This window comes from Streptomyces sp. NPDC053493 (genome assembly GCF_044544825.1).
In the GTDB taxonomy this organism is placed as follows: Bacteria; Actinomycetota; Actinomycetes; order Streptomycetales; family Streptomycetaceae; genus Streptomyces.
This window is the reverse complement of the sequence record NZ_JBITXS010000002.1, coordinates 1-14,609: the sequence shown is the minus strand read 5'-3', so window position 1 is coordinate 14,609 and position 14,609 is coordinate 1. Positions and strand designations below refer to the sequence as shown.

The 14,609-nt window shown below is 73.6% G+C and carries 11 protein-coding genes; 5 read left to right on the top strand and 6 right to left on the bottom strand.

What is annotated here, in order from left to right:
- Positions 1 to 55 precede the first annotated feature (55 nt).
- From ACIGO8_RS05750 to ACIGO8_RS05730, 5 genes are all read right to left on the bottom strand, one after another.
- Complete coding sequence (locus ACIGO8_RS05750) at positions 56 to 3,031, bottom strand: NHLP bacteriocin export ABC transporter permease/ATPase subunit (RefSeq protein ID WP_399724406.1); 2,976 nt, start codon at positions 3,029 to 3,031, stop codon at positions 56 to 58.
- A 1-nt stretch (position 3,032) separates the two neighbouring features.
- A complete protein-coding gene (locus ACIGO8_RS05745; RefSeq protein ID WP_399726741.1) occupies positions 3,033 to 5,150 on the bottom strand; it encodes an NHLP family bacteriocin export ABC transporter peptidase/permease/ATPase subunit in 2,118 nt (705 codons plus the stop codon).
- 95 nt (positions 5,151 to 5,245) lie between these two features.
- A complete protein-coding gene (locus tag ACIGO8_RS05740) occupies positions 5,246 to 6,028 on the bottom strand; it encodes an HlyD family efflux transporter periplasmic adaptor subunit (protein WP_399724402.1) in 783 nt (260 codons plus the stop codon).
- Positions 6,029 to 6,138: 110 nt separating this feature from the next.
- Positions 6,139 to 6,390: a hypothetical protein gene (locus tag ACIGO8_RS05735; RefSeq protein ID WP_399724399.1), complete on the bottom strand. Its 252-nt coding sequence runs from the start codon at positions 6,388 to 6,390 to the stop codon at positions 6,139 to 6,141.
- Positions 6,391 to 6,723: 333 nt separating this feature from the next.
- Positions 6,724 to 7,722: a LuxR family transcriptional regulator gene (locus tag ACIGO8_RS05730; RefSeq protein ID WP_399724396.1), complete on the bottom strand. Its 999-nt coding sequence runs from the start codon at positions 7,720 to 7,722 to the stop codon at positions 6,724 to 6,726.
- Positions 7,723 to 7,858: 136 nt separating this feature from the next.
- Here ACIGO8_RS05730 and ACIGO8_RS05725 point away from each other — a divergent pair, with 136 nt between their 5' ends.
- From ACIGO8_RS05725 to ACIGO8_RS05710, 4 genes are all read left to right on the top strand, one after another.
- Entirely contained in the window at positions 7,859 to 9,271 is a 1,413-nt protein-coding gene (locus tag ACIGO8_RS05725; protein ID WP_399724393.1) for an aminopeptidase P family protein, read from the top strand.
- Between the two features lie 207 nt (positions 9,272 to 9,478).
- A complete protein-coding gene (locus tag ACIGO8_RS05720) occupies positions 9,479 to 10,570 on the top strand; it encodes a substrate-binding domain-containing protein (RefSeq protein WP_399726739.1) in 1,092 nt (363 codons plus the stop codon).
- A 129-nt stretch (positions 10,571 to 10,699) separates the two neighbouring features.
- Complete coding sequence (locus ACIGO8_RS05715; protein WP_399724390.1) at positions 10,700 to 11,500, top strand: ATP-binding cassette domain-containing protein; 801 nt, start codon at positions 10,700 to 10,702, stop codon at positions 11,498 to 11,500.
- Positions 11,497 to 12,804: a sugar ABC transporter permease gene (locus ACIGO8_RS05710; RefSeq protein ID WP_399724387.1), complete on the top strand. Its 1,308-nt coding sequence runs from the start codon at positions 11,497 to 11,499 to the stop codon at positions 12,802 to 12,804. The genes ACIGO8_RS05715 and ACIGO8_RS05710 overlap by 4 nt, the downstream gene beginning before the upstream one ends.
- A gap of 48 nt (positions 12,805 to 12,852) precedes the next feature.
- Here ACIGO8_RS05710 and ACIGO8_RS05705 read toward each other — a convergent pair whose 3' ends face one another.
- A complete protein-coding gene (locus tag ACIGO8_RS05705; RefSeq protein WP_399724384.1) occupies positions 12,853 to 14,064 on the bottom strand; it encodes an alpha/beta hydrolase family protein in 1,212 nt (403 codons plus the stop codon).
- A gap of 172 nt (positions 14,065 to 14,236) precedes the next feature.
- Here ACIGO8_RS05705 and ACIGO8_RS05700 point away from each other — a divergent pair, with 172 nt between their 5' ends.
- Positions 14,237 to 14,440, top strand: a complete 204-nt coding sequence (locus tag ACIGO8_RS05700; protein ID WP_399724381.1) for an antitoxin — start codon at positions 14,237 to 14,239, stop codon at positions 14,438 to 14,440.
- Positions 14,441 to 14,609 lie beyond the last annotated feature (169 nt).

Here is a 14,609-nt window from a genome sequence, read left to right as displayed (position 1 = left end):
ACGAAGAGCAAGCCCCAGGACGCCGTTCGTTTTCCGGCCAGGGCCGGCCAGGGCGTCAGCGCAGCTGGCGCCGGACCAGGTCGTGGAACAGGCCGTCCGGGTCCGCGAGCAGCTCGGCCGGCGTGCCCTGCTGGACGACCCGGCCGTCCGCCATCGCGATCACCCGGTCCGCGCCCATCACCGTGGAGAGCCGGTGCGCGATCACGACCCGGGTGGCGCGCAGGGCGCGGGTGGACTCGATGACCACGCGCTGGGCCTCGTTGTCCAGGGCGCTGGTCGCCTCGTCCAGATAGAGGATCCTGGGCTTGCGGATGAGGGCCTGCGCGATCATCAGACGCTGGCGCTGGCCGCCGGAGACGGTGCCGCCGCCGTCGGACAGCATGGTGTGCAGGCCCATCGGCATCGCCTTCACGTCCTCGGCGAGCCCCGCGAGCGCCAGCGCCTCCCAGGCCTCCTCCAGCGTGTAGGCGCCCTCGCCGCGCAGACAGTCCAGGATCGAGCCGGTCAGCGGCCGGGCGTGTTGGAGCACGACGCCGCACTGGCGGCGCACCGCCGCCTGGTCGAGCGCGGCCAGGTCCTGGCCGTCGTACAGCACACTGCCCTCGGTGGGCCGGTCGAAGCCGATGAGCAGCCGCAGCAGCGTCGACTTCCCGCAGCCGCTCGCCCCGACGACCGCCACGAACTCCCCGGCCCGCACGCTCAGGTCGACGCCGTCGAGGACGAGCGGGCCGTCCTCGGTGTAGCGGTACGACAGCTGCCGGGCCTCGACCGCGCCGCTGAGGACGCCGGGGCGGGCGGCGCCGCCGGGCACCTCGGGCGCCGCCTTCAGGATCGGCTCGACCTGCTCGAAGACCGGCAGCACGGCGGCGACCGACAGCAGGGCGCCGGTCAGCTGGGTGACCGACGACAGCATCATCGTGAGCGCGGTCGAGAAGGTCAGGAACTCGGCGGCGGACAGCGTGCCGCGGGCCGGTCCGGCCAGCAGCGCGAACATCACCAGGGTGCACAGCGGCAGGCACACCGCGTTGAGGACGGCGAGCGTGTTCTGGATCCGGCCGGCCCGCTGCTGGAGCACCCGGGTGCGGGCGAACTCCCGCGCCCAGGCGGCGTAGGCGAAGCTCTCCGCGGCGGCGACGCGCAGCTTGGGCAGTCCGCGCAGGGTCTGGAAGGCCTGGTTGTCGAGCCGGTTGCCGAGCTCGACGAGCCGCCGCTGGTAGCGCAGCTGCCACAGGCCGAGACCGAGGAAGACCGTCGCGACGACGAGCAGCATGGCCAGCGCCACGAGCGCCAGCGGCACGCTGTGCACGAGCAGCAGCACCAGGTTGACGGTGCCGACCGCGCCCGCCTGGAGGCAGACGGGCGCGATGCCGGAGAGCGTGCGCCGGATGCTGCCGATGCCCAGGGCCGCGTTGGCCAGTTCGCCCGTCGAGCGGTCGGTGAAGAAGGTGGTCGGCAGCCGCAGCAGCCGGTCCCAGACGGCGGGCTGCAAGGTGGCCTCGATCCTGCCTTCCGTGCGCAGCAGGGCCACGTTCTGCAGCAGCATGAAGACGGCCGAGAGCACGGCGGCCGCCACGAGCGCCAGCGCCGTCCGCACGATCAGGCCGGTCTCGCCGGCGGGTACGTACGCGCCGAGGATCCGGCCGGTCGCCAAGGGCACCGTCGCGCCGAGGACCACCGACACGAGCCCGCCGACGATCAGGTCCCGCAGCTCCTGGCGGGTGCCGCGGACGCTGAACCGCACCAGCCGCAGCAGCCCGAGCCGGCCCTCGGGCAGCGGCCGGTAGAACATCACGCCCCGCGGTTCGAAGGACTCCGCGTTCCCGGCGTCGATCCGCTCCGGCCGGCCGCCGGGCCGGTCGACGGCCACGTAGCCGCCGCGCCGCCACAGCAGCGCCACCGGTGTGCCGTCCGCCTCGCGCCGGCCGACCAGCGGCCCGCAGTTCTCCCGCCACCAGCGCCCGCGCAGCCCGACCTCCCGGGTGCGCACCCGTGCGGCGAGCGCGATCCGCTCGACCGGGTCGAGCCGCTCGCCGGAGCCGCCGGCGCCCGCCTCCGCCGTCGCGACCGTCTCCGGCAGCGCGACGCGGGCGTCGGCGGCGACCAGCCGGCACACGGCGAGCGCGGTGTCCGCGCCGCCGCCACCGCGGCGGCCCGCCCGCCCGTCGGAACGGCCGAGGGCCGCGAGCAGCGCCCGGTCCGCCTCGCTGCCGGCCGCCCGGCCCGCCGCAAGACCGGCGGCCGTACGGTCCTCCTGCGCCCGCTCGCGCTGCTCGATCCAGTGGTCGAGGGCGTACAGGAGCCGGTGCTGCTGCTCGACCATGCCCTGCCACAGCGCGGCGTCCACGAGCAGGGTGCCGGCCGCCTCCGCCGCGTACACGGCGCCGTACGCGACGCTGCCGGGCGTGACCCGCATCCACACGATCTCGTCGTCCGCCACGGCGCCGGTGTCGCCGGTGCGGCCGTCGAGCGGCGCCTCGTACAGCACGCGCAGGCCGCGGCCGATGCCGAGCGCGAAGGCGTCCTCCAGCGGGCTGGTCGCCGGCGCGGCGGTGCCGTACCAGTCCTGGCCGCCCTGCCAGGTCGCGTCCCAGGAGCCGTAGCCGGACCCGGACTCCTGCCCGTAAGGCCCGTACGTCCCGGGGTCCTGGCCGTACCCGGCGTCCTGGCCGTAACCGGGCGCCGTGCCGTACTCGGGGCGGTGCAGCTCGCGCAGCTCGACCCGGCGCAGCAGGCACTCCGCGGTGGGCCGGCCGACCAGGGTGTGGTCCGGGCCCTCGGCGGGCCCGAGCAGCAGCGCGCCCGCCTCCACCCGGCCGAGGAAGTGCCAGGCGCCGGCGTGCGCCGCGTCGACCGCGAACAGGTCCAGCGCGCCGTGCACCACCAGCCACAGCACGTGCGGGCCCTCCAGGGACAGGCTGCGCAGGCCCGAGCAGTCGACGGGCGTGCCGAGCCCGCCCAGGGCGGCGAGGACCGGGTCCTGGACCTGGGCGACCGACGCGGGACCGGGTGTGACGGGGGACGGCGAGGTCACCTCAATGCTCCTTGACCAGTTCGGCGTACGGGCCGCCCGCGGCCACCAGGTGGGCGTGCCGCCCGCGTTCGACGACCGTGCCCCGGTCCAGGACGAGGATCTCGTCGCTGTCCCGCACGGTGCTCAGACGGTGCGCGATGACCACGCAGGCGCAGCCGCGGCGCCGCAGGTTGTCGATGACCTCCCGCTCCGTCACCGCGTCCAGGGCGCTCGTCACCTCGTCGAGCACCAGCACGCTCGGGTCGCGGACCAGGGCCCGGGCGAGTTCGAGCCGCTGGCGCTGGCCGCCGGAGAAGTTCCGGCCGTCCTGCTCGACCCGGCTGTGGATGCCGCCGGGGCGGCGGGAGACGACGTCGAGGACGGCGGCGTCCGCGAGCGCGGCGACCACGGCCTCGTCCGGCACGGACGGGTCCCACAGCGCCACGTTGTCGCGCACGGTGCCCTCGAAGAGGAACACGTCCTGGTCGACGAAGGCGACGGAGGCGGCGAGCGCGCCGCGCGGGATGTCCGCGAGCCGCATCCCGTCGATGCGGACGGTGCCCTCCCACGGCGCGTACAGGCCGGCGATCAGCCGGGAGACGGTCGACTTGCCGCTGCCGGAGCCGCCGACGAGCGCGACCTGCTGCCCGGGCCCGACCCTGAGCGAGAAGTCGGTGAGCAGGGCCGGGTCCAGCGGGCTGTAGCCGAAGGTGACGCCCTCCAGCTCCAGGTGGCCGGTGAGGCGGCGGGCGCCGCCCGCGGGCTCGCGCCGGGTGTGCACCGGGTCGACGGGGAAGTTCTCGACGTCCTTCAGCCGGGCGAGGTCGGCGGCGAAGTCCTGGATCCGGCCCGCGACCGAGCCGAGGCGGGCGATCGGCGCGGTGAAGCCGGCCACCAGCGTCTGGAAGGCGACGAGCAGACCGACCGTCAGATGGCCCTCCACCGCCCGCAGTCCGCCCACCATCAGGATCAGGGCGCTGTTGAACGCGGCCAGCGTGGGCGCGACGATCGCCAGCCACGCGCCGGGCACGCCGAGGCGCTGCTGCACGTCGAGGGTGACCGCGTGCTGTCCGGCCCAGCGGCGGAAGAAGCCGTCCTCGCCGCCGGTCGCCTTGATCGTCTCGATCAGCTGGAGCCCGCCGTACGAGGTGTTCGTCAGCCGGGCGCTCTCGGCGCGCAGCTTCTGCGCGCCGGTGGCCCGGACCCGGACCGTGATCCGCAGGGCCACCACGTTGAGCAGGGCCACGCCGACACCGACCACGGTGAGCTGCGGGTCGTAGCTCCACAGCAGCAGCGCGTACAGCAGTACCACGACCGCGTCGACGCCCGCCGCCGACAGGTCGCGGGCCAGCGTCTCGGCCACCGCGTCGTTGGACCGCAGCCGCTGCACCAGGTCGGCCGGGCTGCGCTGGGCGTAGAAGGAGACCGGCAGCCGCAGCAGGTGCCGCAGGAAGCGGGCGCCGCCCAGGGTCGAGGAGACGACCCGGCCGCGCAGCAGATTGGTCTGCTGGAGCGCGGTCAGCGCGGCCGTGAGCACCAGCGCGGTCGTCATCGCCGCGAACAGCACGCCGAGCAGCGACGACTGACCGCCGATGAGGAAGGTGTCGATGTAGGTACGGCTCAGCGCCGGCACCCACGCGCCGACCGCCACCAGCAGGGCGCTGGAGACGATCGCGGCCGCCATCGTGCCCGACGTGCCGCGCAGCCGGGCCGGCACGGCCCCGAGGACGCCCGGCCTGCGGCCGCCGCGGCGGAAGCCGGGGCCGGGCTCCAGGACGAGGACGATGCCGGTGAAGGCGGTGTCGAACTCGTCCATGGGCACGAACCGGCGTCCCTTGGCCGGGTCGTTGATCCACGCGCCGAGCCGCCCGAGGCGCCGGGTCATGCCCTCGTAGACGACGTAGTGGTTGAACTCCCAGAACAGCACCGCGGGCGCCGCGACCTCGGCGAGCGCCGCCAGGTCCATCTGCATGCCCGTGGCCTGGAGCCCGTAACCGCGCGCGGCCTTGAGCAGGTTGCTGGCGCGCGAGCCGTCGCGGGACACGCCGCAGGCGATCCGCAGCTCCTCCAGGGGCACGAAGCGGCCGAAGTGGCCGAGCACCATGGCGAGCGCCGCCGCGCCGCACTCCACCGCCTCCATCTGGAGCACGGTGGGCGTCCGGACGGTCCGTGGCCGGCGGCCCCGGGGCAGGGGAGCGGGACGGCGCCGGGGACGGGCGGTCTTCTTGCGGGAGTTCACGGGAGCAGCCAGTCGACGGGGCGTTGCGAGGAGAGGTGGACGGCGCCGGTGACCGGCGTTCCCGAGCCGGCGGCGCCGGCCCGGCCGCCGGGAGCTGCGTCGGCGGAGTCCAGGCCCACGAGCACCGCGACCGGGTCGCCCTGCCGGGTGAACGCGGCGGCGAGCCGGTCGTCGCCGAGGAATCCGGCGAGCTGCGAACGGGTCTGCGGCGCGCGGCCCACGGCGCGCACCCGGCCGTGCAGCACACCGCCTCGGTCGCCCGCGGCCGTGGGCAGGCTCAGGTCGACGCGGACGCCCGCGCGGATTGCGGCGGCGTCGCCGGACGGCATGTACAGGACGGCGAGCAGCGGGTCGTGCGCGGCGGTGGCGCGCTCGACGGTCGCCACGTCGGCGCCGGTCGCCACGACCATGCCGGTCCTGGCGTAGAGCGCGGTGAGCCGGCCGGCGGTGACGGCGCGGACGGGCCGGTCGCCGTTCTCGGTGCGGACGACGACGAGCGGCTGGCCGGCGGCGACCGTGCGGCCCTCGGCGACGAGGATCTCGGTGACCTGTCCGGCGACCGGGCTCTGCAGCAGATAGCGGCCCTCGGCGTGGATGAGGACCCCGGGCGCGCTCAGCTTGGACGTCACCGTGCCGGTGAACGCCCAGAAGCCGGCGGCGGCCATCACGAGGACGGTCACGGCGAGGACGAGCCGCCCCTGAGGGCGGGCGAAACGCACCGGCAGATCGAGTTCTTCGGGGGATTGCAGCTTGGAAAGAGCCTTTTGGCGAAACTGCATGGACTATTCCTTCGACTGCATTTCCGTCGCTGCGGCACAAAGGCGGGCCGGGGGGCGTGAACCCCGGGGCGGGAAAAGTCCCGGGCCCCGGGATTCACGGCACGGCTCGCTCAGAGACCGGCGAGACCGGTCACGACGCCGGCGTTCACCGACACGCCGGTGAGGCCCTGCGCCAGGCCGGGGACGCCGCCGGCGATGCCCTCGACGGCGTGGACGGTCTGCAGGGAACCGACGGTGCCGAGCAGGTTGGTGACGTCGCCGGTCACGGCGCCGGCGAGACCGCCGTTGACGCTGATGACACCGCCGGACACGGCGTCCAGGTCGGCGTCGTCGATCACACGGGTCTCGATGTCGTTACGCATGTGTGCGCACCTTTCGTCTCAGTGGGGGGAATCCATTGCCGCGGCGGGCCAGATCAAAGCACGCGAACGGGTGCCCGAGCCAATTCCGTTGACGGTTCCTCAGCGCCTTTCGTGGACCTCGGGCAACCGCTCGTGCAGCATGTTTCACGGAACGGCGACAGCTTCTTCGCAGGAACGGGTAACGGATTCACCGGGTGTGCGCCGCGGGCGGGACGAACCGTTCCGGAATCCGACACTCCGGACCGTCGGCTGTGCCGGTTCGGGGCGCGGCCGTGGAGGCCGGGTCCGCGTCACGTACACAATGTGCAGGTTCTCGGCAGTGTCGCGGATCGCTCACAACCATCCGGCGCGCTGTGCCTGCAGCGCCAGCTGGAACCGGTTCGCCGCGCCCAGACGGGCCATCAGGATCTGCAGCCGACGGAACAGCGTGCGGCGGCTGACGGCGAGTTCCCGGGCGATGACCTCGTCGCTCGCACCGCCCGCGAGCAGCCGCAGCAGACGCCGGTCGGCCGGCGCGAGCCCGGCCGGGCGGGCGGCGCGGCCGTGGAACGGCAGGGCGGCGCCCCACGACTGCTCGAAGAGCGCCACGAGCGCCGAGAGCAGCCCGCACGGCTGCACCACCAGCATCGTGTTCACCACGTCCGCCTCCCGGATCGACAACGACACCAGCGCGTAGGCGTCGTCGATGATCAGGAGCTTCACCGGCACCGACTCGAGCACCCGCGCCTGCTCACCCGCCTCGATGCACGGCTCGATGACCTCCGCCAGATGCCCCGGGTGCTCGAGCGACTCCCGCGCGTACACGACCCGCTGCCGCACCCCGCGCGCCAGCGTGGCCAGCGCGTCCTCGGTGGCCCCGGCCAGCGGCACGTACGGCGGCGACTCGAACTGCCGGATCTGCTCCCGGGCGCTCGCCCAGGCGTGCCGCATCCGCCGGCCGATCGCCTCGCCGGTCACCACCTCCACGAGACCGTCGTTGTACGAGGCCAGCCGCTGCCGCCGGAACTGCTCGAAGGCACCGCCCACCGCGATCCGGGACTCCTCCAGCTCCGCCGCCCGGTGCCGGGCGAGGATCTCCAGACCCGCCGCCGGCGGCACCGGCGCCACCACCTCGCCGTCCGCCTCCGCGGCACTGGCCAGACCCGCGTCGACCAGCTCCCCGTACGCCGCCGCCAGCTCCGCACCCGCCACCCCGGCCGCCGCCCCGACCACGCCCAGCGGCGCGGGCGCCCGCTCCAGCAGCGCCCCGTAGAGCCGGCCGGCCACCTCCGTGACGCCCAGGAGGCGCAACGCCTCGCCCAGTCTCGCCTCGCCCGATCGCGCCTTCGTCATGCGCCCATTGTCGTGCGCCGCCCGGCCCGGCGTGTCCGATCAGTGCCACTGGCACTCCTGGGCCCCGGACGCCCGCGGCGAGGACTACCGTCCGGAACCACAAGCTCACCCGACCACCCGGACGAAGGGGCACGACGTGGCCAAGGGCCGAAAGAACGGGCTGTACACCGAGATCTCCCAGGAGCTGTCCGCGCTGATGCGCACCGGCTGGGCGGACACCGAACGGCACGACCTCGTGCCCGACGAGCAGGCGCCCTACGCCGCCCGCCGCCGGGCCGCGCTCTCCGCGCGCTTCCCCGGCGAGCGCCTCGTGATCCCGTCGGGGAACCTCAAGGCCCGCTCCAACGACGACACCTACCCGTTCCGGCCCTACTCGGGCTACGTCCACATGACCGGCGACCAGGCCCGCGACGGCGCCCTCGTCCTCGAGCCCCGCCCGGACGGCGGCCACGACGCCTACTGTTACCAGCTGCCCCGCGACGGCCGGGACACCGACGAGTTCTGGCTCGGCTACACCGCCGAGCTGTGGATGGGCCGACGCCGCTCCCTCGCCGAGTCCGAGCGCGTCCTCGGCCTGCCCTGCCGCGACGTCCGCACCGCGGCCGCGGACCTCGCCGCCGGCACCACCGTGCCCACCCGCGTCGTCCGCGGCGTCGACCCGGCCCTCGAGGCCGCCGTCCGCACCGACGAGGAGCGCGACGCCGAACTGGAGGAGGCGCTCAGCGAACTGCGTCTGGTCAAGGACGCGTGGGAGATCGGCGAGATGCGCAAGGCCGTGGCCTCCACCGTGCGCGGCTTCACCGACGCGATCGCCGAGCTCTCCCGGGCCGTCGACACCTCCGAGCGCTGGATCGAGGGCACCTTCTTCCGCCGCGCCCGCCTGGAGGGCAACTCCGTCGGCTACGGCTCGATCTGCGCCGCCGGCGAGCACGCCACGATCATGCACTGGACCGACAACGACGGCCCCGTCCGCCCCGGCGAGCTGCTCCTCTTCGACGCCGGCGTGGAGACCACCACCCTCTACACCGCCGACGTCACCCGCACGCTTCCCATCAGCGGCACCTTCACCGACGTGCAGCGCACGATCTACGACGCCGTGTACGAGGCGCAGGAGGCCGGCATGGCCGCCGTGAAGCCGGGCGCCGCCTACCGCGACTTCCACGAGGCCGCCCAGCGCTCGCTCGCCGAGAAGCTCGTCGAGTGGGGCTTCGTCGAGGGCCCCGCCGAGCGCGCGTACGAGCTGGGCCTCCAGCGCCGCTTCACCATGGCCGGCACCGGCCACATGCTGGGCCTCGACGTCCACGACTGCGCGCAGGCCCGCAACGAGGAGTACGTCGACGGCGTCCTCGCGCCGGGCATGGTGCTCACCGTCGAGCCCGGCCTGTACTTCCAGCCCGACGACCTCACCGTGCCCGAGGAATGGCGCGGCATCGGCGTCCGCATCGAGGACGACCTCCTCGTCACCGAGGACGGCCACGAGAACCTGTCGTCCCCCCTGCCCCGGTCCTCGGCCGAGGTCGAGGAGTGGATGGCCCGCGTCGCGGGCTGACCGAGCCCCGTACCGAGCCCCGAACCGCCGTTCGCGGCGCCGCGCCGAGGGGGGCGCGGCGCCGCGAATGGTCGCGTCCACGGGTTGGAGCTAATGTCGATACATAGGCCATAAGGTGCGCCGACGCTCCCGCGGTCAGGCGGTTTCGCAGCCTAGAGGTCCCGCGGTGGAGGGATGGAGGGCGCGCGGAAGGAGCCTGCCATGACCCTGACCCGTACAGTGCGCGCGGCGATCGCCGTCGCCGGAACGGCCGTCCTGTCCCTCGGCGTGGTCACCACCAGCGGAGTGGCCGACGCGGTCGGCGGCAAGGCCGCCGCCGACGAGGTGAAGATCGGACTGCTGCTGCCGGAGAGCAAGACCACGCGGTACGAGAAGTTCGACCGGCCCTACATCGAGGCCAAGATCAAGGAGCTGGCGCCCAACGCCCAGATCGACTACTACAACGCGGCCGAGAGCGCCACCACCCAGCAGCAGCAGGTCAACACCGCGCTCGCCAAGGGCGACAAGGTGCTCATCCTGGACGCCGTGGACGCCAAGTCCATCCAGTCCTCCGTCGACAAGGCCAACAAGGCGGGCGTCAAGGTCGTCGCCTACGACCGCCTGGCCCAGGGCCCGGTCGACGCCTACGTCTCCTACGACAACCACAAGGTCGGCGAGTTGCAGGGCAAGGCGCTCCTCGACGCGCTGGGCGACAAGGCGGGCAGCGGCGTCATCGTGATGCACAACGGATCGCCGACCGACCCCAACGCGGCCGAGTTCAAGGCCGGCGCCCACTCCGTCCTCGACGGCAAGGTGAAGATCGGCAAGGAGTACGACACTCCCAACTGGGACCCGAACAACGCCAACCAGCAGATGTCCGGCGCCATCAGCGCACTCGGCAAGGACAAGATCGTCGGCGTGTACTCGGCCAACGACGGCCTGGCGGCCGGCATCTCCACCGCCCTCAAGGCCGCCGGCATGAGCGTGCCGCTGACCGGTCAGGACGCCCAACTCGACGCCGTCCAGCGCATCCTGCAGGGCACCCAGACCATCACCGTGGAGAAGCCGTACAAGCCGGAGGCCGACATCGCCGCCACCATGGCCGTCGACCTCGCCCAGGGCAAGGCGCTCCCGAAGAACCTGATTCCCGTCACCGTCACCAGCGGCAGCGGCCAGAAGGTTCCGGCCACGCTGCTGACGCCGGTCGTGGTGAACAAGGACAACATCAAGGACACGGTCGTCAAGGACGGGCTGTACACGGTCCAGGAGATCTGCACACCCGCCTACGCCGATGCCTGCAAGAAGGCCGGACTGGAGTAACGGCCCGACAGGAAGGCCCGACGGGAACAACGGCCCCGGCCGCGTGGTCGGTTGGGGCCGGTCCCGGCCGGGCGGGGCCGGTGACGGCCTTGGTGGTCGCGGTGGTCTGAGTGGTCGGAGGCGGTCGCTGTGCCGGAAGCACCAGTGCTGACGCTGCGGGGGATCTCCAAACGGTTCGGCGCGGTCCAGGCCCTGTCGGGCTTCGACCTGGAGGTACGGGCCGGCGAGGTGGTCGCCCTCGTCGGCGACAACGGCGCCGGCAAGTCGACCGCCGTCAAGGCGATCGCGGGGGTGAACCCGCCCGACGAGGGCGTCATCGAATGGCAGGGACGGAAGGTCTCGATCCACCGGCCCCACGACGCCCAGAACCTCGGCATCGCCACCGTCTACCAGGACCTCGCCCTGTGCGACAACCTCGACGTGGTCGGCAACCTCTTCCTCGGGCGGGAACTGCGCCGCTTCGGCGTCCTCGACGAGGTCCGCATGGAACAGCGTTCGCGTGAACTGCTCGAGACGCTCTCCATCCGCATCCCGTCGGTCCGCATCCCCGTCGCCTCCCTCTCCGGCGGGCAGCGCCAGACCGTCGCGATCGCCCGGTCCCTCATCGGCGACCCCAAGGTGGTCCTGCTGGACGAGCCCACCGCCGCGCTGGGCGTCGAGCAGACCGCCGAGGTCCTCGACCTCGTCGAACGGCTCCGCGACCACGGCCTCGGCACCATCCTGATCAGCCACAACATGGTGGACGTGATGGCCGTCGCGGACCGCATCGCGGTGCTGCGCCTCGGCCGCAACAACGGCGTCTTCGACAAGCGCAGCACCACCACCGAGGAGATCATCTCCGCCATCACCGGCGCCAGCGACAGCGCCGTCACCCGCCGCCAGGCCCGCCAACGCGAGCGGCGCGAGGCGTTCGGCGAGGAGGAGCCATGAGACGCTCCGGGGAACCCGGCGGAACGGGCGGACGCCCGGGCCGCCCCGAGGACGCCACGAGCCAGGCGGCCGCGCCCCAGTCCGTGCCCGCGGTCGACAGCCGTCTGATCGTCCGTGAGCAGGGCTTCCGCGGTTACGTCGGCGAGTTCCGGCGCAAGCTGCGCAGCGGCGAACTGGGCTCCCTGCCCGTCGTCATCGCCGTCGTCATCATCTGGACGGTCTTCGGCAGCCTCGACAGCACCTTCCTCTCCGCCCAGAATCTCTCCGACCTCAGCCAGCAGATCGTCGGCACCGGCATGATCGCCGTCGGCATCGTCTTCGTGCTGCTGCTCGGCGAGATCGACCTGTCCGTCGGCTCCGTCAGCGGCCTGTGCGCGGCCATCTTCGCGGTGCTCAACGTCCTCAACGGCATGAACGAGTGGCTGGCGCTGCTCGTCGCCGTCGCCGGCGGAGCGGCGGTCGGCCTCATCCACGGCTTCTTCTTCGCCAAGGTCGGCGTGCCCGCCTTCGTCGTCACCCTGGCCGGCAACCTGGCCTGGAACGGACTCATGCTCCAGGTCCTCGGCAGCACCGGCACGGTCAACATCCCGAGCGAGAGCATCGTCTCCGAGCTCTACTCGACCATCTTCCACAGCCCTGCCACCGCCTACATCGTGGCGGCCGTCGGCGTCGGACTCTTCCTGCTGGCCTCGCTCCTGGACGCCAAGCGACGGCAGGCGGCCCGGGTGCCGTTCCGGCCCGTCGCCGAGATCGCGCTGCGCACGGCCGTGATCGCGGCCCTCGCGTTCGCCGCCGCCTACATCCTCAACCGCTACCAGGGCCTGCCGCTGGCGCTGCTGATCTTCCTGATCGTGCTGGTGGTGCTCGACTTCGTGCTGCGCCGCACCCGCTACGGGCGGCAGATCTTCGCGGTCGGCGGCAACATCGAGGGCGCCCGCAGGGCCGGCATCAGCGTGCCGTTCGTCCGGATGAGCGTCTTCACCATCGCCGGCACCATGGCCGCGGTCGGCGGCCTCTTCCTCGCCGGCCAGATCCAGTCCGCGAGCCAGACCTCCGGCGGCGGCAACCTCCTGATGAACGTCATCGCCGCGGCCGTCATCGGCGGCACCAGCCTCTTCGGCGGCCGGGGCTCGGTCTGGTCCGCGCTGCTCGGCGCCCTGGTGATCGGCTCCATCCAGTCGGGCATGAACATCATGGGCGTCAGCAACGCCATCCAGTTCATGATCACCGGTTCGGTGCTGCTGGCCGCCGTGGTCGTCGACTCGCTGTCCCGGCGCAGCCAGAAGGCCGCGGGACGCGCCTGACCCCCTCGAGAAGGCGCGCCCCGCAGCCCGTACGCCGGGAACGGACGGCTACGGCTGCTGGAAGCGCACCTCCGGGTGCTCCGGGCTCGGTCCCGCCAGCAACGGCTGCGGGACGCCCCGCAGCTGCTCGTCGAAGAACGCGGCGAGATACGCGCGGGTCACGGCCAGCGCCCGGTCGGCCGGGATGGGACCGGCCGGAAGCCCGAAGTGGCGCTGGAGCACCGGGGCGTCGCTGAAGGTGAAGTGGTCGGCGCCGGACACCGTCAGCCAGCGCTTCCAGCCGCCGAGCGCCCGCCAGGTGGTGTCCCACGTGGGGTCCTGGCCGCCCGGGCGGTGCATCTCGTCGTCCGTGCCCAGGAACAGGAACGGGCGCCCGCCGAGGCCGCCGGCCGGCAGCGTGTCCCAGAAGGCGCCGTCCATGTTCACCCCGGCGTCGATCCGCCGGTCGGCGACCATGGCGGTGGCGGCGCTCGCGCCGCCGATCGAGTGGCCGGCCATGCCGATCCGGGCCCGGTCGATCGTGCGCGCGTACGGCCAGGCGGCGTGCGGGCCGGTCAGCCGGTCCAGGACGAAGCGCACGTCCGCCGCCCGCGCGGCCGTCACGTCACTGCCCTTCACCCGGCCGTCCTCCAGCGCGGCGCAGGCCACACAGCTGAGGATCCGGCCGTCGGGCACGGCGGTGCCCGAGGTCTCGTAGGCGTGGTCGACGGAGGCGACGACATAGCCGCGCGAGGCGAGGTCCGTGGCGAGGTTCGTCAGGGTGAAGCGCGGCACGCCGAAGCCCGGCGACAGCAGGACCAGCGGATGCCGTCCGGGCGCGGGACGCGCGTCCGTCGTGCTGTACGTGCCCATGCCGGCCAGGGCACGCACCGAGGCCGGGTCGGTGACGCCGACGCCCTCGAGCAGCCTGCGGGCCTCCTCCTCGGTGGCGTACGGGGCGGGCCGGCCGTGCACGCGGCGGGCCGCCGGGTAGTGCACGGTCACCATGAGTTCCCGGCCGTCGGCCTCGGGCACCCACGGATCCTTGCGGGACCGGTCGACGAGATGGAGGACGGAGCTGCCCACGCCGAACTTGCCCGTCGGCGCGGGCAGTTCGGGGCCGCCCACGGGAACGGCGGGAGCGGCCGGAGCAGCGGGAGCGGAGAGCGCTCCGGTGACGGGAGACGGCGGCGTCGCGGCGGCCGCGGGCAGGGCGGTGGCCGGTAAGGCGACGGCACAGGCGAGGAGGGCGGCGGCGGCCGCCCGAATCGGTGTGATCATGCCTCAGGACGCTACGGCGGCCACGGCCCGGACCGCGTCAGACCACGGTCGGACCTCGGCGCGGGCCCGTGGCACCACAGGCGTACGACCCGTCGCTCACGTCTGCGGATGCGGTACGCGGCCGGGTCCGGGATCCTGGACGGGTCAGGGGGGCCACCTGAGGAGGGCCGCTATGTCCATGATGGACAAGCTCAAGCAGATGCTGAAGGGGCACGAGGACCAGGCGGGCCGCGGCGTCGACAAGGCCGGCGACTACGTCGACGACAGGACGCAGGGCAAGTACAGCCGCCACGTCGACACCGCCCAGGACCGGCTCAAGGACCAGATGGGCCGGCCGGACCAGACCAGGCCTCCGGAGGAGCCGCCCCAGCGGTGACGCGCGGCCCGGGACACCCGGCGGGGGGGGGGGGGGGGGGGGGGGGGGGGGGGGGGGGCGCCCGCCCCCCCCCCCCCGGCCGGGCGTGACGGTGATCGCGTCGACGTGACCGCGCTGGGCGTACGCCTTGCCGCGGGCGAGCCGGGCGGCGTCGAGGGCGGTGTCCTCC

Bases quoted from the DNA above. Each gene is read 5' to 3' on its own strand.
- ACIGO8_RS05745 (WP_399726741.1), bottom strand. From the start codon at position 5,150: ATGGAGGCGGTGGAGTGCGGCGCGGCGGCGCTCGCCATGGTGCTCGGC.
- ACIGO8_RS05740 (WP_399724402.1), bottom strand. From the start codon at position 6,028: ATGCAGTTTCGCCAAAAGGCTCTTTCCAAGCTGCAATCCCCCGAAGAA.
- ACIGO8_RS05735 (WP_399724399.1), bottom strand. From the start codon at position 6,390: ATGCGTAACGACATCGAGACCCGTGTGATCGACGACGCCGACCTGGAC.
- ACIGO8_RS05730 (WP_399724396.1), bottom strand. From the start codon at position 7,722: ATGACGAAGGCGCGATCGGGCGAGGCGAGACTGGGCGAGGCGTTGCGC.
- ACIGO8_RS05710 (WP_399724387.1), top strand. From the start codon at position 11,497: ATGAGACGCTCCGGGGAACCCGGCGGAACGGGCGGACGCCCGGGCCGC.
- ACIGO8_RS05705 (WP_399724384.1), bottom strand. From the start codon at position 14,064: ATGATCACACCGATTCGGGCGGCCGCCGCCGCCCTCCTCGCCTGTGCC.
- ACIGO8_RS05700 (WP_399724381.1), top strand. From the start codon at position 14,237: ATGTCCATGATGGACAAGCTCAAGCAGATGCTGAAGGGGCACGAGGAC.